The organism is Streptomyces sp. NPDC012827 (assembly GCF_042900905.1).
Lineage (GTDB): Bacteria > Actinomycetota > Actinomycetes > Streptomycetales > Streptomycetaceae > Streptomyces > Streptomyces gulbargensis.
In genome coordinates this window covers 283032-302095 of record NZ_JBIBBY010000005.1, presented here as the reverse complement: position 1 = coordinate 302095, position 19064 = coordinate 283032, and the positions used below count along the sequence as shown (strand labels likewise).

Here is a 19064-nt window from a genome sequence, read left to right as displayed (position 1 = left end):
CCACTCCGTAACCCGAAAGGCCTGTCGCACGCCAGGACGACTGGGTCAGAATCTACGCGCGTTGTGCGTCATCGAGCCGACGCCCGCGCCGTACCAGTCAAGGAGAGCACATGCCGTTGAACCGCCGGACCTTCCTGGAGAGCTCCGTCGCCGTGGGGGCCACGGCCGCCCTCACGGCCGGGGTCACCGCCCCCGCCGAGGCCCACGGCCCCCGCCCCAGGCCGGCCAAGCGGTACTCCTTCACCGTCATGGGCACCACCGACCTGCACGGCAACGTCTTCAACTGGGACTACTTCACGGACAAGGAGTTCGACGACAAGGCGCACAACGACGTCGGCCTCGCCAAGATCTCGACCCTGGTCAAGCAGGTCCGCGCGGAGAAGGGACACCGCAACACCCTCCTCATCGACGCCGGTGACACCATCCAGGGCACCCAGCTGTCCTACTACTACGCCAAGGTCGACCCCATCACCCGCGCCGGCGGCCCCGTCCACCCCATGGCGCAGGCGATGAACGCCATCGGGTACGACGCCGTCGCCCTCGGCAACCACGAGTTCAACTACGGCATCCCGGTGTTGCGGAAGTTCGAGGAGCAGTGCGACTTCCCGCTGCTCGGCGCCAACGCGCTCGACGCGAAGACGCTGCGCCCGGCCTTCCCGCCGTACAGCATGCACCGGCTGCGCACGCCGCACGGCAGGGACGTCCGCGTCGCGGTGCTCGGGCTGACCAACCCGGGCATCGCCCTCTGGGACAAGGCCAACGTGCAGGGCCGGATGGTCTTCCCGGGCCTGGAGGAGCAGGCGGCGAAGTGGGTGCCGAAGCTGCGCTCGATGGGCGCCGACGTCGTGATCGTCTCCGCGCACTCCGGCTCCAGCGGCACCTCCTCGTACGGTGACCAGCTGCCGTACGTCGAGAACGCCGCCGGGCTCGTCGCCGAGCAGGTGCCCGGCATCGACGCGATCCTCGTCGGCCACGCCCACACCGAGATACCCGAGTACCGGGTGGCGAACAAGGAGACCGGGAAGGACGTGGTCCTCTCCGAGCCGCTGAAGTGGGGCCAGCGGCTGACCCTCTTCGACTTCGACCTGGTGTGGGAGAAGGGCCGCTGGACCGTCGCCGAGGTCGGCGCCCGCGTACTGAACTCCAACACCGTGGAGGAGGACCCGGAGATCACCGGGCTCCTCGCCGACGAGCACGCCAAGGTCGTCGCCTACGTCAACCAGGTCATCGGCACCTCCACCGCCGCCATGTCCACGGCCGAGGCGCCGTGGAAGGACGAGCCGGTGATCGACCTGATCAACGCGGTGCAGGCGGAGACGGTGAAGGCGGCCCTCGCGGGCGGCCCCCACGCGGACCTGCCGGTGCTGTCGCAGGCCTCCTGCTTCTCGCGGAGCGCCCGCATCCCGGCCGGCCGGATCACCATCAAGGACGCGGCGGGCCTGTACCCCTTCGAGAACACCCTGGAGGCCCGTCTGATGACGGGCGCCCAGCTCAAGGAGTACCTGGAGTACTCGGCGAGGTACTACGTCCAGACCCCGGCGGGCGCGCCCGTGGACACCGCGAAGCTGACCAACGCGGCCGGGACGCCGGACTACAACTACGACGCCGTCTCCGGTCTCACCTACGAGATCGACATCGCCAGGCCGGTGGGGCAGCGGATCGTGAACCTGTCCTTCGAGGGCAGGCCGCTCGACCCGGCGGCCCGCTTCGTCCTCGCCGTCAACAACTACCGGGCCAGCGGCGGCGGCGCGTTCCCGCACGTCGCCCAGGCGCCGCAGCTGTGGGCGAACTCGGAGGAGATCCGCAACACCCTCATCCAGTGGGTGCGGACGAAGGGGACGGTCGATCCGGGGCAGTTCGCGTCGGTCGACTGGCGGCTGACCCGGGACGGTGTGCCCGTCTTCTGATCCCCGCTCCCCCGTCAGTTCTGTACGAGAGGCGTCAGCTTCCGGTCCTGGGCCGGAACGCCGGGCGCCTCTCGCGCTTCCAGGCCGAAGCTGGTGAACGCGGTGCGGCGGGGCAGCGGGTACGGCTCCTTGCCGGTGAGCGTGTTGAGGATGACGGCGCTGCGCCAGGCGGCGAGGCCGAGGTCGGGGGCGCCGACACCGTGGGTGTGCCGCTCCGCGTTCTGGACGAAGACGGCGCCGGTGACCGAGGGGTCGAGCACCAGCCGGTACGAGGCGTCGATCCGTGCCCGGCCCGCCGCGTCGTGCCGCAGGTACGGGTCGAGCCCGGCGAGCATCCGGTCCACCGGGCGCTCGCGGTAGCCGGTGGCGAGCACGACGGCGTCGGTGGTGAGGCGGGAGCGGGCGCCCTGCTGGACGTGCTCCAGGTGCAGCTCGACCCGGGTGGTGGCGACGCGTCCGGCGGTGCGGACCCGGACGCCGGGGGTGAGGACGGCGTCGGGCCAGCCGCCGTGGAGGGTCCTGCGGTACAGCTCGTCGTGGATGGCGGCGATGGTCTCGGCGTCGATGCCCTTGTGGAGCTGCCACTGGCGGGGCACGAGTTCGCCGCGTACCGGTTCGGGCAGGGCGTGGAAGTAGCGGGTGTAGTCGGGGGTGAAGTGCTCCAGGCCCAGCTTGGAGTACTCCATGGGGGCGAAGGCCTCGGTGCGGGCGAGCCAGTGGATCCGCTCGGCGCCGGCGGGCCGGGAGCGGAGCAGGTCGAGGAAGATCTCGGCGCCGGACTGGCCGGAGCCGATGACCGTGACGTGCCCGGCGCGCAGCAGCGTCTCGCGGTGGGCCAGGTAGTCGGCGGAGTGGAGGACCGGCACGCCGGGAGCGTCGGTGAGGGGCCGCAGCGGCTCGGGGACGTACGGCTCGGTCCCGACGCCCAGGACGACGTTCCGGGTGTACGCGCGGCCCAGGGCCTCGGCCCCGCCGGCCGGGTCGACCTGGGTGAAGTCGACCTCGAACAGGCGCCGTTCGGCGTTCCAGCGGACGGAGTCGACCTGGTGGCCGAAGTGCAGGCCGGGGAGCCGCTCGCTGACCCAGCGGCAGTAGGCGTCGTACTCGGCGCGCTGGATGTGGAACTTCTCCGCGAAGTAGAAGGGGAAGAGGCGCTCGCGGTGGCGGAGGTAGCTGAGGAAGCTCCAGGGGCTCGCCGGGTCGGCGAGGGTGACCAGGTCGGCGAGGAAGGGGACCTGGAGCGTGGCGCCCTCGATGAGGAGGCCGGGGTGCCACTGGAAGGCGGGGCGCTGTTCGTAGAAGGCGGTGGCCAGGCCACCGGGGACGCCGTGGGCGAGGGCGGCGAGGGAGAGGTTGAAGGGGCCGATGCCGACGCCCACGAGGTCGTGGGGGCGGTCGGGGTCGTGCGGGGCGGGGGTGCTGCCGGTCATCGCGGTGTGCTGCCTTCCACGAGGGCGACGAGCCGTGCCAGGTCGTCGGGGGTGGTGTGGGGATTGAGGAGGGTGGCCTTCAGCCAGAGGCGGCCGTCGGCCGTGGCCCGTCCGAGGACCGCGCGGCCTTCGGTGAGGAGGGTGCGGCGGAGGCCGGCGACGGCGGTGTCGTCGGCTCCGGTGGGCCGGAGGAGGACGGTGGTGAGGACGGGGCGGGCCCGCAGGTCGAGTCCGGGGGCCTTCTCCACCAGGTCGGCGAGGTGCCGCGCCTGCTCCAGGCAGCGGTCGACCAGGCCGCCGAGCCCGTCGCGGCCGAGCGCGCGGAGGGTGACGGCGGCCTTGAGGACGTCGGGGCGGCGGGTGGTGCGCAGCGAGCGGCCGAGCAGGTCGGGGAGGCCGGCGTCGGTGTCGTCGCCGGCGTTGAGGTAGTCGGCGGTGTGGCCGAGGGCGGCGAGGTCGGCGGGGTCGCGGACGGCGAGGAGGCCGGCGGCGGCGGGCTGCCAGCCGAGTTTGTGGAGGTCGGCGGTGACGGTCCGGGCCCGGTCGAGCCCGTCGAGGAGGTGGCGGTGGGTGCGGCTGAAGAGGACGGGGCCGCCGTAGGCGGCGTCGACGTGGAGGTCGGCGCCGTGGGCGGCGCACACGTCGGCGAGGGCGGGGAGCGGGTCGATCATGCCCTCGTCGGTGGTCCCGGCGGTGGCGGCGACGAGCACGGGGCCGCGGAGGCCGGTGAGGGCTTCGGTGAGGGCGGCCGGTTCGAGGACACCGCGCGGGGTGGGGACGGTGACCGGCTCCGGCAGGCCGAGGAGCCAGGCGGCGCGGCGCAGCGAGTGGTGCGCGTTGGCGCCGGCGACGAGGCGTACGGCGCCGTGGCGTTCGCGGGCGAGGAGCAGGGCGAGCTGGTTGGACTCGGTGCCGCCGGTGGTGACGAGCGCGTCGGGCCGGTCGGCGGCCGGGAAGACCTCGGCGGCGAGGGCGGCGGTGACCTGGGCCTCCAGGACGGAGGCGGCGGGCGCCTGGTCCCAGGAGTCGAGGGACGGGTTGAGCGCGGAGGCGGCGAGGTCGGCGGCGGCGGCGAGCGCGAGGGGCGGGGTGTGGAGGTGCGCGGCGCAGAGGGGGTGGGCGGGGTCGGCGGCGCCCTCGGCCAGGACCCGGACCAGGGTGCGGAGCGCCTCGTCGGCGCCGGTGCCGGTGTCGGGGAGGGCCTCCCCCACGGCGGCGCGCACCCGCTCGGCCACGGCCCGGGGGCCGCCCGCGGGGAGCGGCCCGCCGCGTGCCTCCGCTCCTTCACGCAGGGCGTCGAGGGCGATGCCCAGGAGACGGCTCAGGGGCGTGGGGGCGGAGGCGAGGGGTGGGGGTGCGGCACGCATGGACGACAGCGTGCCGGGGCGGGGCCGGACATGTCCGGCGAGCACCCGCGCGTGACCCGAAAGGGGGACACGGGGTGGCGGCGGGCCGGGGCGGGGGGTATCGGGCGCGGGACGGGACCGGGGTACGGGGGGTTCCGCGGGTACGTCGCCGGGGTGACGGGCGCCGGGAACGGGCGCCGGGGACCGCCGGGTACGGGGGCCGGGCCGGTACGAGGGCCCGGTCGGGCCCCCGTACCGTGCCGGGTGGGTCAGGCCTCGCGGACGCGCAGGGCGCGGCGGAGGTCGTCCAGCTGGTCCACGAGCTTGCGGCGGAGGGCCGGGGTCATGGTGTCGCCGGCGAGGTGGGACTCGCCGAGGGCCAGCGCCGCCGCGTCGACCGCGTGCGCCGGGAAGGCGTAGCGGCCCGCGGCCTCGGCCATGGCGGCGCCCCGGCGGTCGGCGAGCGCGACGGCGTCGGGGTAGAAGCGGGTCACGTACTCCCGTACCAGTTCGGCCTGTTCGGGCTGCCAGAAGCCCTGCGCGGTGGCGGTGAACAGGTAGTTGGACAGGTCGTCCGTGTCGAACATGGCGGACCAGGCGGCCGCCTTGGCCCCGGCGTCGGGGAACGCGGCCCGGCAGCGGGCCGCGCCCTCCTGGCCGGTGGCGCTGGGGTCGCGCTCCAGCTCGGCGGCGACGGCGGCCTCGTCGGTGGCGCCGAGGACGGCGAGCCGTGCCAGGATGCGCCAGCGCAGCTCGGGGTCGAGCTCGGGGCCGCCGTGGACCGTGCCCTCGTCCAGCCAGGAGGCGATCTGGTCGGGGGTCGTGGCGCTGTCGATCAGGGTGCGGACGGCGGTGAGGCGCAGGCCCGGCGAGTCGCCGTCCTCGGTGCGGCGCAGCAGGGCGCGGGCGATCTCGCGGAGGGTGGCCAGAGCGGCGGGACGCTCCTCCGCGGAGACGTACCGGTCGGCGATCTGGGTGCGGGCGAAGCCCAGGACGCCCTGGACGAGGGCGAGTTCGCTCTCCTCGGTGAGGTGGGCGCGGGCGGTCTCCAGGTACTCGCCGGGGGTGAGGACACCGTCGCGGACCATGTCGCGCAGGGCGTTCCAGACCACGGCCCGGGTGAGCGGGTCGGGGATCCGGGAGAGGCCGCGCAGGACGGACTCCTCGGAGACCTTGTCGAAGCGGAGCTTGGCGTAGGTGAGGTCGCCGTCGTTGAGGACGACGAGGGCGGGGCGGGGGCCGTTCAGTTCGGCCGGCCCGCCCTGGGGGACGTCGAGGGCGCGGCGTTCGCGCAGGACGAGCGCGCCCGACGGGTCGCGGTCGTAGACACCGGCGTCCAGTCGGTGCGGGCGGCTGCCGTCGCGCTCGGCGGTGAGCTGCCAGCGGGCGCCCTCGCCGGTGAGGCGGGGGGTGAGGACGTCGACGCCGGTGGTGCGGAGCCACTGCTCGGCCCAGCCGTGGACGTCGCGGTCGGTGGCGGCGGCCAGGTTGTCGATGAAGTCGGCGAGGGTGGCGTTGCCGAACTTGTGGCGCTTGAAGTGGATGTTGATGCCGGCGAGGAAGTCGCTCTCGCCGAGCCAGGCGACGAGCTGGCGCAGGGCGGAGGCGCCCTTGGCGTAGGAGATGCCGTCGAAGTTGAGGAGCGCGGAGGCGGTGTCCGGGACGGCGTCGGGGTCGGGGGCGACGGGGTGGGTGGAGGGGCGCTGGTCGGCCTCGTACCCCCAGGCCTTGCGGGTGACGCCGAAGTCGATCCAGGTGTCGGCGAAGAGGTCCGAGCAGGCCTCGTTGACGGTCTGGTAGCCCATGTACTCGGCGAAGGACTCGTTCAGCCAGATGTCGTCCCACCAGCGCAGGGTGACGAGGTCGCCGAACCACATGTGGGCCATCTCGTGGGCGATGACCATGGCGCGGGTCATCCGCTCGGTGTCGGTGACGGCGGAGCGGAAGACGAACTCGTCGCGGAAGGTGACGAGACCGGGGTTCTCCATGGCGCCGGCGTTGAACTCGGGGACGAAGGCCTGGTCGTACGAGTCGAAGGGGTACGGCTCGTCGAACTTTTCGTGGTACCGGTCGTAGCAGGCCCTGGTGACGGCGAGGATCTCCTCGGCGTCGGCGTCGAGGTGGGCGGCGAGGCTGCGGCGGCAGTGGATGCCGAAGGGCAGTCCGGCGTGCTCGGTGCGGACGCTGTGCCAGGGGCCGGCGGCGACGCAGACGAAGTAGGTGGAGAGCAGCGGGGTGGGGGCGGCCTTCCAGCGGCCGTCTTCCTGCCGTTCGGTGAGGCTGTTGGCGAGGACGGTCCACCCTTCGGGGGCGGTGACGGTGAGTTCGAAGACGGCCTTCAGGTCGGGCTGGTCGAAGGCGGCGAAGACGCGCTGCACGTCCTCCATGAACAGCTGGGTGTAGACGTACGACTCGCCGTCGGTGGGGTCCGTGAAGCGGTGCATGCCCTCGCCCGTGCGGGAGTAGCGCATGGTGGTGCGGACGCGCAGCTCGTGCTCGCCCTCGGTGAGGGTGAGCGGCAGCCTGTTGCCGTCGAGGGAGGCGGGGTCCAGCGGCTTCCCGTCGAGGGTGGCGGCGTGCAGGGTGACGGGCTTGAGCTCGACGAAGGTGTCCCCGGCGGTGCGGGCGGTGAACCTGACGAGGCTGGTGGACTCGAAGGTCTCGTCGCCGGTGGTGAGGTCGAGGTCCACGGTGTAGTGGTGGACGTCGAGGAGCTGGGCACGGGTCTGCGCTTCGTCGCGCGTCAGTACGGACATGGGCCCTATGCTGCCCGATCGCTCCGGCTCGGGGCAGGGGGTGGTCCGGGATGGGCGGGGGCGGTCCGCCCTGCCGCGGGGGTACGGGGCGGGGGCCGGCGGTCAGGCGAGGCCGGAGCCGTCGAGGTGGGCGAAGGCGGCGGCGATACGGGGCCGGTCGTACCCGGCGGGTCCCGCCGCGCCGCCGGAGAGGAGGGCGTGGAGCAGGATCCGGGCCTTGGGAGGGTCGAGCGGCCCGGCCGGGATCAGCCCGTGGCCGATCAGGTCGTGCTCGGAGCCGGGGCCCCGGTAGGTGCGGGCCAGGGTGGTGCCGGAGCCGGTGCGGGAGGCGAGGACGACCGGGATGCGGCGGGCGAGCGCGGCGAGCGGTTCGACCAGCCAGGCGGGGGCGTGACCGGCGCCGAAGGCGGCGACGACGAGTCCCTGGAAGCGCTCGTCCACGGCGTCGAGGAGTTCGCCCCGGTCGCCCTGGGAGAGGGTGACGAGGGCGACCCGGACGGCGGGGTCGAGGGTCAGCGGGCGGGGCGTGGCGGGCACGGCCGGGCGGAGCAGGACGCGGGGTTCGCCCTCGACGACGGCGCCGAGGGGGCCGGCGCCGGGCGAGGCGAGGGTGGTGACGGAGGTGGTGTGGGTCTTGCGGGCGTGGCGGGCGGCGTGGATCTCGTCGGCGAGGACGACGAGGACGCCGAGGTTCCGGCAGGCTGGGTCGGCGGCGACGGCGAGGGCAGCGGCCAGGTTGGCGGGGCCGTCGGCGCCGGGCAGGTCGGCGCGGCGCAGGGCACCGGTGACGACGACCGGCCGCTCGGTGGTGCAGAGCAGGTCGAGGAGGAACGCGGTCTCCTCCAGGGTGTCCGTGCCCTGGACGACGACGACCCCGCTGCCGGCGGCGACGGCCGCGCGGACCTCGGCGGCGAGGGCGGCCAGGTCCTCGTGGGTGAGGGAGGAGCTGGGGACGCGCCGGAAGTCGCGCAGCTCGATGTCCTCGGGGGTGAGCCGGGCGGGGGCCGGGTGCGCGGGGGCCCCGAGCCCGGCGAGGACCTCGGCGCCGGTCAGGCGGGCGGCGCCGTCGCCCCGCGCGGAGATGGTCCCGCCGAGGGTGAGGACCGTGACCCGGGTCATCGCGGGGTGCCGCCGGCGTCGGCGGGGGTGGACGGGGCGGCGGGCGCGGACCCGGCGGTCCCGTTCGCGGCGTCACCGCCCGCGATCGGCCCGCCCGCTCCGTCGGCGATCGTCTCGTGGTGGCGGATGACCTCGGCGATGATGAAGTTGAGGAGCTTCTCCGCGAACGCCGGGTCCAGTCTGGCGTTCTCCGCGAGCTGTCGCAGGCGGGCGATCTGGCGGGCCTCGCGGGCCGGGTCGGCGGGCGGCAGCTGGTGCTTCGCCTTGAGGACGCCGACCTGCTGGGTGCACTTGAAGCGTTCGGCGAGCATGTGGACGACCGCCGCGTCGATGTTGTCGATGCTCTCGCGCAGGCGGGTCAGCTCGGCCCGTACGGCCCCGTCGATGTCGGTGGTGTCGCTCATGGTCAGCGAGCCTATCCGGACCTCGGCGGAATCGTCGGCGGGTGTTCGGGATCCGGAACGCGGGTGCTCCAGCCGCCGTGCACGGCCCGTCCCTGCTGTGCGCGGAAGCGGATGGGCGCGGTGCCGACCCGGCGGGTGAAGAGGCGGGAGAAGTAGGCGGGGTCGTCGTAGCCGACGCGGCGGGCGATGGCCGCCACGGGCAGTTCGGTGGTGGCGAGCAGTTCCTTGGCGCGGCCGAGGCGGACGGTGAGCAGGTAGTCCTTGGGGCTGCACCCGGCGGCGCGGCGGACGGCGGTGCGCAGCTCGGCCGCGGTCATGCCGTGCCGGGCGGCGTGTTCGGCGACGGTCAGCGGCCGGCAGGCGTCGCGGGCGAGGGCGGCGAGGACGGGGTCGCCGTCGGTGTTGGTGTCGGCGCGGGCGCGGCGCAGGGCGACGAGGAGTTCGTGGACGGCGGCGCCGGTCTCGACCTCCAGGAACGGGTTGCCGGGGCGGGCGGCGCGGGCGATGCGGCCGATGGCGGCGCGGGCGGGAGCGGCGTCGGAGAGGGGGACGACGGGCCGGTCGGGCTCGATGTAGCCGAGTTCGGTGTACGTGGCGGTGGCGGGTCCCGCGAAGTCGACGAAGGCCTCGTCCCAGCCGGTGCCGGTGTCGGCGGCGTAGTGGTGCGGGGTGCCGGGGGTGAGCCAGATCAGGGCGGGGGCGGTGACGGTGGTGCGCCGTCCGTCGGCGCCCCGGTACCAGCCGCCGCCCGCGGAGACGACGACGGCCACGTGGTGGTCGAGGGTGCGGGGCCCGACGGTCGGCAGGGTGCCGTGCTGGAGTCCGACGCCGAGGCAGACAAGGCCGAGGCGGTGGTGGACCGGGCCGGGCGTGAAGTAGCGCATCCAGGTGTGGTACATGGACCGGCCCTCCCCGGCGTGCGGATCCTGATGTCCAAACTGCGACGATCTTTGTCCATGGACCGGCCCGCCGCCAGAGGGCGAGGGTGAGGTCATGAGCGCGTTCGCTGTGGGTGACGAGGACTTTCTGCTCGACGGGCGGCCGGTGCGGCTGCTGTCGGGGGCGCTGCACTACTTCCGGGTGCACGAGGGCCACTGGGAGCACCGGCTGGGGATGCTGCGCGCGATGGGCCTCGGCTGTGTGGAGACGTACGTGCCGTGGAATCTGCACGAGCCGGAGCCGGGGCGGTACGCGGACGTGGAGGCGCTCGGCCGGTTCCTGGACGCGGTGGCGCGGGCGGGGATGCGGGCGATCGTGCGCCCGGGGCCGTACATCTGCGCCGAGTGGGAGAACGGCGGACTGCCGCACTGGGTGACCGGTCCGCTGGGGCGGCGGGTGCGGACGCGGGACCCGGAGTTCCTGGCGCCGGTGGAGTCCTGGTTCCGGCGGCTGCTTCCGCAGGTGGTGGAGCGTCAGGTGGACCGGGGCGGGCCGGTGGTGCTGGTGCAGGTGGAGAACGAGTACGGCAGTTACGGCAGTGACCGGGGTTATCCGGTGTGGCTGGCGGAGCTGTTGCGGGAGTGCGGGGTGAGCGTGCCGCTGTTCACCTCGGACGGGCCCGAGGACCACATGCTGACCGGTGGATCGGTGCCGGGGGTGCTGGTGACGGCCAACTTCGGTGCGGGGGCGCGGGAGGGTTTCGCGGCGCTGCGGCGGCACCGGCCGGCGGGGCCGTTGATGTGCATGGAGTTCTGGTGCGGCTGGTTCGACCACTGGGGGACGGAGCACGCGGTGCGGGACGCGGGGGAGGCGGCGGAGGCGCTGCGGGAGATCCTGGAGTGCGGGGCCTCGGTCAACGTGTACATGGCGCACGGCGGTTCGAACTTCGGGGGGTGGGCGGGCGCGAATCGCGCGGGTGACCTGCACGACGGGCCGCTGCTGCCGACGGTGACCTCCTACGACTACGACGCGCCGGTGGACGAGGCGGGGCGGCCCACGGAGAAGTTCTGGCGGTTCCGCGAGGTGCTCGCGCCGTACGCGGAGGGTCCGCTGCCCGGGGTTCCCGAGCCGCCGGCCCGGCTCGCGGCGCCGGTGCGGGCCGGTCTGGGCGGCTGGGCGCCGCTGCGCGCGGTCCTGGAGGCACTCGGCGGGCCGGAGGTGGTGGCGCCGGTGCCGCCGTCCTTCGAGGAGCTGGGTGTGGACCGGGGCCTGGTCCGCTACCGGGTGGAGGTGCCGGGGCCGCGGCAGCCGTATCCGCTGTCGGTCACGGGGCTCCGGGACCGGGCGGTGGTGGAGGTCGACGGGGCCGCGGCGGGGGTGCTCGCGGCGGAGGAGTCGGAGCTTCCGGAGCCGGTGGCGGGCCCGGCGGTGGTGGACCTGTGGGTGGAGTCCCTCGGGCGGGTCAACTACGGGCCCCGGCAGGGCGAGGAGAAGGGCCTCACCGGCGGGGTGCGGCACGAGCGGCAGTACCTGCACGGGATCGGGGCACGGGGGTTGCGGCTGGACGCGTTCGAGGCGGCGGCGGTCGGCGCGGTGCCGTTCGGCCCGGTGCCCGAGGACGGCGGCGGGCGGGGCCTGTACCGGGGCGCGGTGACGGTGGCGGGTGCGGGGGACGCGTGGCTGCGGCTCGGCGGCGGCACCCGGGGCTTCGTATGGGTGAACGGTTTCTGCCTCGGCCGGTACTGGACGGTCGGCCCGCAGGACGCGCTGTTCCTGCCGGGGCCGGTACTGCGGGAGGGCGCGAACGAGGTGTGGGTCCTGGAGCTGGAGGGCGGCGGGGTGACCGGCGTCGAGCTGCTGCCGGACCGGCCCTGACCCTCCGTGTGCCGGAGGGCCCCGGGGCGGTCGGCGCCCCGGGGCCCTCCTCGGCGGTCGTACGGCCGGTTCCGCGGGGGAACCGGCCGTCGAGCGCTTGCTCGCCCCGTGGGTCAGAGCGTGGCCGCGGCCGACTTGATCGCGGCGGCGAAGGTGGAGACCTCCGTGTAGACGCCGGGGTAGCCGGGCCGCGCACAGCCCTCGCCCCAGCTCACGATGCCGACCTGGATCCAGGCGCCGGTGTTGTCCTTGCGGAACATCGGGCCGCCGGAGTCGCCCTGGCAGGTGTCGACCCCGCCCTCGTTGTAGCCGGCGCAGATCTCCTCACCGGGGACGAGGGAGCTGCCGTACGCGCGCTGGCACTCGGCGTCCGAGACGAAGGGCACGGTCGCCTTGCGCAGGTAGCGCTGCTGGCCGCCGCCCTCGTAGGTGGCGCCCCAGCCGGCCACGGTGAAGGTGCCGCTGTTGTACGCGGTGGTCTCGGCGATCTTCAGGGTGGGCAGGGTGGTGATCGGGCTGGCCAGCTTGATCAGGGCCCAGTCCTTGCCCTGGCCGTTGTAGCCGGGGGCCTGGAGGACCTTGGTGGAGCGGACCTTGATGGCGCTGCCGGACTGGAGGTCCACGACGCCGGCGGTGGCGGTGATGCTGGTGGTGTTGCCGGAGCCGCTGACGCAGTGGGCGGCGGTGAGGACGATCTGCGGGGTGAGCAGGGAGCCGCCGCAGCCCATGGAGAGCCGGACCATCCAGGGGAACTCGCCCTGGGCGGCGCGGGTGCCGCCGACGACGGGCGCCGGGGCGGCGGAGGCCGTGGTGGGCTGGAGGCTGACGGCCGCCAGGACGACGGCGCCGGCCGCGGCCAGTTTCTGGAGCGCGCGGACCAGTCGGTTCTTCTTCACGTGTCTGCCTTCTTTCATGGGGGGTTGGCCCTGACGCCACGGCATGCAGTCATGACATGCGCCCGTCAAAGCATGCCGGGAATTATGGGCACCGCCCCACTGCCGTCACAAGGAAGCCTTTTCGGCCAGAGCCGTTGGGGGACCGTAGGACCGTACAGTGAACGGCAGGGGGGATCCGGCATGCCGAACCGTCAGGGAGCCGACCGTGTCGGCCGTACACCCGCTCAGGGGGACCCGTACGGAGTCGTCCACGGCTTCCCGCACCGCGCGTCCGTGCACGCCGCGCTCACCGCCCTGCACCGGCGCCTCTCCCCCGCCCAACTGCGGTGCTACGCCGCGAGCGTGCCCGCCGCCGCGGTGGCCCTCGGCCCCGGCGAGGAGCTCACCACCGGGGTGCGGCGGGTGGCCGCCGCCCTCGCCGGCCACCTGCGGCTGCCCGAGGCGCGGCCCGTCGTGCGGTTCCGCCGGATGGAGCACGCGGCGAGCGTCGCGCCGACCGCGGGGCCCGAGTACGCCGTGGAGCTCAACGACCGCTTCCGGACCCGCCGGGCCGACATCGGCGCGGCCCTCGCCCACGAGCTCACCCACGTCCTGCTCCACCGGCTCGGCCTGCGCTTTCCCGGCACGGAGGCGAACGAGATCCTCACCGACGTGGCGGCCACCTACCTGGGCGCCGGATGGCTGCTTCTCGACGCCTACCGGCAGGACGGCGCGGGGAGCCAGAAGCTCGGCTACCTCACCCCTGAGGAGTTCGGGTACGTCCTCGCCCTGCGGTCCGCCCGCTTCGGTGAGGACCCGTCACCGTGGTTCACCAGCGCGGTGGCGTACGAGGCGTGGGTACGGGGCCGGGCCGAGGCGGCCCGTGAGCGACGGCTGCCGCCGCTGGCCGGCGCCTCCTGGACCGCCCGGCGCCGCTACGCCGGGGAGCGGCGCCTCGGCCGGGCGGCCCCCGGCGCCCCGTACGCCTTCGACGGCGGCGCCCCCGCCACGCACGTCACCTTCCCCTGCCCCGTCTGCCGGCGGCGCCTCCGCCTCCCGGCCGGGCGCTTTCTCCGCGCCCGGTGCCGCCTCTGCGGCACGGTCCTGGAATGCGTGGGGTGACCGGCCGGGTGCCCGTCGCCCCGGCGCCGGCGCCGCGGTCCCCTTGCCCGCGTGAACCGGTCATGATTTGCCCCCGGCCCGGACCTCGGGTCAGGGTCGCGGTATGAGCACGTTGTTCGAGCTTGTCCTGGACGGTGACGAGGACGGGGTGGTACGGGCCCTGCGGAACGGGGCCGACCCCGAGGCCCTGGACGAGGGGGAGACCGCGCTGTACCGCGCGGCGGTCGCCGACGAACCGGGGATCGTACGGCTGCTCCTCGCCGCCGGGGCCGACCCCGGCCGGGCGAGCGGCGCCGACGGCGGCGACCTGCCGCTGTGCGGGGCGGCCTGCGGCGGGCACACCGAGGTGGTCAGGGCGCTGCTGGCGGGCGGCGCCCGGCCCGACCAGGAGGAGGCGTACGGGTGGACCGCGCCCGCCTGGGCGGTACGGCTCGGTCACGCCGGCACCCTCCGGGCGCTCCTGGAGCACGGTGCCGATCCCGACCGGCCGGGCCCCGACGGGCTCGTCCCGCTCGTCGCCGCCGCCCGGCGCGGCTCCACCGGCTGCGTGCGGGCGCTCCTCGACCACGGGGCGCGGGCCCTGGAACCGGCGCTGCGGGAGGCGCGGCGGTGGATCGGCGCCGACATCGCGGCCGAGCTGCGGCGTGGGCTGGTCGCCGGGAACGAGGGCGGTGAGACGTACGAGGCGGTGGTCCGGCGGGTCCGGGAGGACGGCGGGGTGACCGTGGTGGTGGAGCTGCTGCGCGAGGACGGCCGGCCGGGGCGCGGCGACGAGCGGCAGACCGGCCACGCGGCGGTCGCCACCCTTCTGGAGGCGGCGCTCGGTCGGCGCACCCCGCACGAGGAGCTGGCGGCGCGGGCGCTGCGCTGCGGTGACCCGGAGCTGGACGACTGGACGACGGTGGTGGCCGAACTGGCCGGGCGGGCCGACGAGGAGACCTTCGTGTCGGCGTCGGCCTGGTGCGCCTACCGGGACCCGCTGCGGCGGGCGCTCGGGGCACGGGTCCTGGGCGCCCTGCCGGGCTTCGGGCCGGGCGCCGTACCGGTGCTGCGGCGGCTGGCCTCGGAGGGTGTCGCCGGTGGTGGCCGGGAACCGCTGCTGTCGGTGGTGACGGCGCTGGGCGAGTGCGGTGACCCGGCGGCGGTGCCCGAGCTGCTCGCGGCGGCCGGGCACCCGGACGCGGTGGTGCGCCGGACGGTCGCCTCGGCGCTGGCCGGGATCGTGCCGGCCGGGCACGGCGAGGCCGTGCGGGTGCTGCTGGCGCTGAGCCGGGACGCGGACGCCCGCGTGCGGGACTGGGCGACGCTGGCCCTGGCCGAACTCCCCGAGGACTCCCCGCTCGTCCGTGAGGGCCTGGCGGAGCGGCTCCGCGACGAGGATCCGGAGACGGCGGCGGAGGCGGCCCGCGGCCTGGCGATCCGTCAGGACCCGCGGGCCATCGAGGCGCTGGCGTCGATCCTGGCGGACGGCGACCCGGACGGGGCGCCGCGCGAGACGGCGCTCGCCGCCCTGGAGTTCGTCCGCGACCCGCGGGTCCGGGCCCGCCTGGAGTGGACGGCCCCGCGCCGCCGCTGACCCGGTGGCGCCCGGGTCGAAGGCCGTCAGCAGGCGTGGTCGATCAGGTCGAACGAGGCGTAGTGATCGGCGGTGTAGTAGTCCTCCCGCTCCGCGCTGCCGGTGACGATCCGGCGGGCGCCGCGCGTGGACGTGCCCGGGGTCTTCACCGTGTACTCGTGGTAGTAGCCGGAGCCCTGGGCCGGGAGGAGCCGCTCCCGGTTCTGGAAGACGGAGCCGTCCTGCCGGTACGGGAAGGGGCCGCCCGCCTCGATGAGCCGGAGGGTGTCGTGGGCCTGCGCGGGCAGGTCGGAGGAGCAGACGGTGCCGTAGGCCGCCGCCGTGAGGGGCGCGGCGACGGGCGCGGGAACCGGGGCGGACGCGGCGCCTGCGGGGGCGCCCAGCAGAAGGGAGGAGAGGAGGGCGGCCGCGACGCCGCCGGCCAGGCCGATCCGAGGGGGAATACGCATGCCTGCGATGCTGACGCGCGGGGAGCGCGGGCCGGAACCCCGGCCGCCCTCAATTCGCCGGACGTTCACCGCCGCTCACCGGCCGTTCGCACGTCTGCGCGAACTCACCACAGGGTGTCCTCCCCCGGCGCGTTTCCGCCGGACGACCGGGGCGAGCGGGCGGGGGCCGCGGAGGTCCTCCGCGGCCCGGGCTCTCCGGACCGGGCGCCCGTCAGCCGTCCGAGGACCTCGGCTGCCGGGTGGAGCGGGAGCGGGTGGCGCCGCCACGGGAACGCCCGCCGCCGGCACCCCGCGACGCGCCGGTACGGGACCCCGTGCCGGAGGCCGTACGGGAGCCGGAGCCGCCGGCGCCGGAGGCCGTGCGGGAGCCGGAGCCGGCCGTGCGGGCCGAGGCGGTACCGGTCGCCCGGCCCTTCGACGCGCCCGTGCCCGAGCCCGTGGCCGCACCCCTGCCCGTACCGCTCGACGCGGAGGCGGACGACGGCCTGCGACGGCGGCGGCCCGTGCCGGTGCCCGGCTGCTGGACGGGCTGCGGGGTCTCGATGACGACGGGGACGCCCGAGGGCTCCTTGGCGCCGGTGAGCCGCACCAGCTCCTCGTCGCTGGACTTGATCTGCGCCGTGCGGGGACGGATCCCGGCGTTCGACATCAGCTTGCCCATGTCCCGCTTCTGCTCGGGCAGGACCAGGGTGACGACGCTGCCGGACTCGCCGGCGCGGGCGGTGCGGCCGCCGCGGTGGAGGTAGTCCTTGTGGTCGACCGGCGGGTCGACGTTGACGACCAGGTCGAGGTCGTCCACGTGGATGCCCCGGGCCGCCACGTTCGTCGCGACGAGCGCGGTGACCTGCCCGCTCTTGAACTGGTCGAGGGTCCGGTTGCGCTGCGGCTGGGAACGCCCGCCGTGCAGGCCGGAGGCCCGTACGCCCTGGGCGAGGAGCCGCTTGACCAGCCGGTCCACGGACCGCTTGGTGTCGAGGAAGAGGATCGTGCGGCCGTCACGGGCGGCGATCCGCATCGTGACGGCCTTCTTGTCCGTCTCGTCCAGGACGTAGAGGACGTGGTGCTCCATGGTGGTCACGGCGCCCGCCGACGGGTCGACCGAGTGGACGACCGGGTCGTGGAGGAACATCCGTACGAGCCGGTCGATGTTCTGGTCCAGGGTCGCCGAGAACAGCAGCCGCTGGCCGCCCTCCTCGACCTGCTTGAGCAGCTTGGTGACCTGCGGCAGGAAGCCCATGTCGGCCATCTGGTCGGCCTCGTCGAGGACGGTGACTGCGACCTGGTCGAGGCGGCAGTCGCCACGGCCGATGAGGTCGTCGAGGCGGCCGGGGGTGGCGATGAGCACCTCGGCGCCGCGCCGCAGCGCGGAGGCCTGCCGGGTGATCGACATGCCGCCGACGACCGTGGTGATCCGCAGGCGCAGGGCGGCGGCGTACGGGGTGAGGGCGTCGGTGACCTGCTGGGCGAGTTCCCGGGTGGGGACGAGGACCAGGGCGAGCGGCGCGGTCGGCTCGGCGCGGCGGCCCGCGGTGCGGGCGAGGACGGCGAGGCCGAAGGCGAGGGTCTTGCCGGAGCCGGTACGGCCCCGCCCGAGGACGTCGCGCCCGGCGAGCGAGTTCGGCAGGGTCGCGGCCTGGATGGGGAAGGGCTCGGTGACGCCCTGCTCGGCGAGCGTCTTCACCAGCGCGGCCGGCATGTCGAGGTCCTCGAAGGAGGCCACGGGCGGCAGGGCGGGTGTCACCGTTTCCGGCGGGGTGAACTCCCGGGGCGGCGGGGGCGTGGCGGGGCGGCCTCCGCGGGAGCCCTTGGGCTGCGAGGCGGACGTCGCCCGGGCGGTGCGGGGGCCGCGCTTGTAGGGGCGTTCGGAGCGGGTCATTCGTGCCTTCCTGGCTGCGCGGCACGGCCGGGGCCCGCACCCTGCGAGGGTGCGGGCCCCGGCCGTTTCTCTTCGGAACAATAGTGCGCCCCGGAACCTTCCCGCCTCCGGCCGCCCGCCGGGTTGGCCGGCGGACGCCTCCGGGTGAGCGGAGTCACAGAACGGGACCCGTGACGGTCCCGTAGGGGTTCTCGGGACGTACGGCGGCCCCGATCGGGTGCACGGGGAGGTGCGGTCCGGTGTGGCGCAGGACCGGCAGGTCAGGCGGATGCCGAGGTGGGCGCGGAACGCCCCTCGGGGTACTCCCCGCTCCAGGGTACCGAGCCGGACCGCGTGCGCGGCGGCGCCCCGGGTACCGGCCGGGCCCCGGGGGGCCGGGCCGGGCCGCCCGGCCCGCGCGGGTCCTGCCCCGCGGCCCCGGTCAGGGCGCCGGGCGGGGCGGCTCGTCGCCGTTGCCGCGCCGGACGGTCCGGACGCCGCGCGCCGGTGTCCAGGAGGTGACGACGAGGTCCTCCCCGTCCACCCGGGTCCGTACGACCTCGGTGAGCTCCGCCCGGAAGAGGTGGAAGGGCGGCGGGGCGCCCGCCTCGCGGGCGTACCACCGGAAGGTGTCCTGGTCGGTGATCTCGACGGCCCGCCCGGAGACCCGCACGTCGCCCCCGCCCATGCCGGTCCCGGAGCCCGGGTTGGCGAGGAGCGAGAAGCGCGCGTCCCGGAGCAGGTCCAGGGCCTTGCGGGAGCGGGGCATCATGCCGAGCCACAGTTCGCCCGCGCGGAAGTCGGCCTCGATGCCGCTCAGCCGGGGCGAGCCGTCGCGCCGGAGGGTGGCGAGGACGTGGTGGGTGTACTGGCCGAAACGCTCCCGTACGGTCGTGGCGAGGGCGGGCTCGGCGGCCTCGAAGGCCGACCAGAGGTGCCCGGCGCGGTCCGCCCGTCCCGTGTCCGCGCCGCCTCCGGTGTTCCGGGTGTGTCCGTTGTCTCCCATGGTTCCAGGGAACACCGGATACCCGACATCTTCTGTCGGGATTACTCCGCGCGCCGACCCGGCGCCTCGTCCCCGCTCTCGCCCTAGCCGGCTCGTTCGGCCGCGCTGCGCTCCACGCAGAACTCGTTGCCCTCCGGGTCGGCCAGCGTGGCCCAGCCGGTGCCGTCCGGGTTGCGCCGGTCGTCCAGGAGCGTCGCGCCGAGGGCGAGAAGGCGCTCGACCTCCTCGTCGCGCGTGCGGTCCTGCGGCTGGAGGTCGAGGTGGACCCGGTTCTTCACGGCCTTGGGCTCGGGGACCTGGATGAAGAGGAGGCCGGCGCCGGGGGAGTCGACCAGCGCCTCCTCGTCACCGGGCTTGTCGTCGTCGGAGACCTTGGCGTCGAGCGCCGCCGCCCAGAAGGTGGCGAGCGCGTAGGCGTCGGTGCAGTCGATGGTCACATGGCGCACGAGAGAGCTCATGGCGTCA

General features: G+C 75.1%; 15 protein-coding genes. 4 read left to right on the top strand and 11 right to left on the bottom strand.

Translation table 11 applies throughout. From position 1 onward, the window contains the following. The first annotated feature begins 110 nt into the window (after positions 1–110). A complete protein-coding gene (locus ACFY60_RS13675; protein ID WP_388611422.1) occupies positions 111–1907 on the top strand; it encodes a bifunctional metallophosphatase/5'-nucleotidase in 1797 nt (598 codons plus the stop codon). A 14-nt stretch (positions 1908–1921) separates the two neighbouring features. Here ACFY60_RS13675 and ACFY60_RS13670 read toward each other — a convergent pair whose 3' ends face one another. The 6 genes from ACFY60_RS13670 to ACFY60_RS13645 all read right to left on the bottom strand — a co-directional run bounded on the left by ACFY60_RS13670 (position 1922) and on the right by ACFY60_RS13645 (position 9861). Next, on the bottom strand, positions 1922–3337 hold the full coding sequence (locus ACFY60_RS13670) for a lysine N(6)-hydroxylase/L-ornithine N(5)-oxygenase family protein (RefSeq protein WP_388611420.1): 1416 nt from the start codon (positions 3335–3337) through the stop codon (positions 1922–1924). Next, complete coding sequence (locus tag ACFY60_RS13665) at positions 3334–4704, bottom strand: pyridoxal phosphate-dependent decarboxylase family protein (protein ID WP_388611418.1); 1371 nt, start codon at positions 4702–4704, stop codon at positions 3334–3336. Before ACFY60_RS13665 ends, ACFY60_RS13670 begins: the two co-directional genes overlap by 4 nt. A 248-nt stretch (positions 4705–4952) precedes the next feature. Continuing rightward, positions 4953–7439 (bottom strand): aminopeptidase N, encoded by a 2487-nt coding sequence (gene pepN / locus ACFY60_RS13660; protein WP_388611417.1) that lies wholly within the window; start codon positions 7437–7439, stop codon positions 4953–4955. Between the two features lie 102 nt (positions 7440–7541). Continuing rightward, entirely contained in the window at positions 7542–8558 is a 1017-nt protein-coding gene (locus ACFY60_RS13655; RefSeq protein ID WP_388611415.1) for an asparaginase, read from the bottom strand. Next, on the bottom strand, positions 8555–8962 hold the full coding sequence (locus ACFY60_RS13650) for a chorismate mutase (RefSeq protein ID WP_388611413.1): 408 nt from the start codon (positions 8960–8962) through the stop codon (positions 8555–8557). Before ACFY60_RS13650 ends, ACFY60_RS13655 begins: the two co-directional genes overlap by 4 nt. Before the next feature lie 11 nt (positions 8963–8973). Continuing rightward, entirely contained in the window at positions 8974–9861 is an 888-nt protein-coding gene (locus ACFY60_RS13645) for an AraC family transcriptional regulator (protein ID WP_388611411.1), read from the bottom strand. A gap of 94 nt (positions 9862–9955) precedes the next feature. Here ACFY60_RS13645 and ACFY60_RS13640 point away from each other — a divergent pair, with 94 nt between their 5' ends. Beyond that, on the top strand, positions 9956–11716 hold the full coding sequence (locus tag ACFY60_RS13640; protein WP_388611409.1) for a beta-galactosidase family protein: 1761 nt from the start codon (positions 9956–9958) through the stop codon (positions 11714–11716). 113 nt (positions 11717–11829) lie between these two features. On the opposite strand, the gene ACFY60_RS13635 is transcribed toward ACFY60_RS13640, so the two are convergent. Beyond that, positions 11830–12630, bottom strand: coding sequence for a S1 family peptidase (locus tag ACFY60_RS13635; protein ID WP_388611407.1), 801 nt, complete (start codon positions 12628–12630; stop codon positions 11830–11832). Positions 12631–12792: 162 nt separating this feature from the next. On the opposite strand from ACFY60_RS13635, the gene ACFY60_RS13630 reads away from it, so the two are divergent. Both ACFY60_RS13630 and ACFY60_RS13625 read left to right on the top strand, forming a co-directional pair. Beyond that, entirely contained in the window at positions 12793–13713 is a 921-nt protein-coding gene (locus tag ACFY60_RS13630) for a hypothetical protein (protein ID WP_388611405.1), read from the top strand. 103 nt (positions 13714–13816) lie between these two features. Next, the gene (locus tag ACFY60_RS13625; protein WP_388611403.1) at positions 13817–15289 is read left to right on the top strand and encodes an ankyrin repeat domain-containing protein; all 1473 of its coding nucleotides are present in this window, start codon (positions 13817–13819) and stop codon (positions 15287–15289) included. Between the two features lie 26 nt (positions 15290–15315). Here ACFY60_RS13625 and ACFY60_RS13620 read toward each other — a convergent pair whose 3' ends face one another. The 4 genes from ACFY60_RS13620 to ACFY60_RS13605 form a co-directional block, all read right to left on the bottom strand. After that, positions 15316–15738 carry a ribonuclease domain-containing protein gene (locus ACFY60_RS13620; RefSeq protein ID WP_388611401.1) on the bottom strand — a complete coding sequence of 141 codons (423 nt, stop codon included), beginning with the start codon at positions 15736–15738 and terminating at the stop codon, positions 15316–15318. Between the two features lie 211 nt (positions 15739–15949). Next, a complete protein-coding gene (locus ACFY60_RS13615) occupies positions 15950–17614 on the bottom strand; it encodes a DEAD/DEAH box helicase (protein WP_388611399.1) in 1665 nt (554 codons plus the stop codon). A gap of 421 nt (positions 17615–18035) precedes the next feature. After that, positions 18036–18599 carry a pyridoxamine 5'-phosphate oxidase family protein gene (locus tag ACFY60_RS13610; RefSeq protein ID WP_388611397.1) on the bottom strand — a complete coding sequence of 188 codons (564 nt, stop codon included), beginning with the start codon at positions 18597–18599 and terminating at the stop codon, positions 18036–18038. Between the two features lie 83 nt (positions 18600–18682). After that, the gene (locus ACFY60_RS13605) at positions 18683–19057 is read right to left on the bottom strand and encodes a VOC family protein (protein WP_388611395.1); all 375 of its coding nucleotides are present in this window, start codon (positions 19055–19057) and stop codon (positions 18683–18685) included. Between the last annotated feature and the right edge of the window lie 7 nt (positions 19058–19064).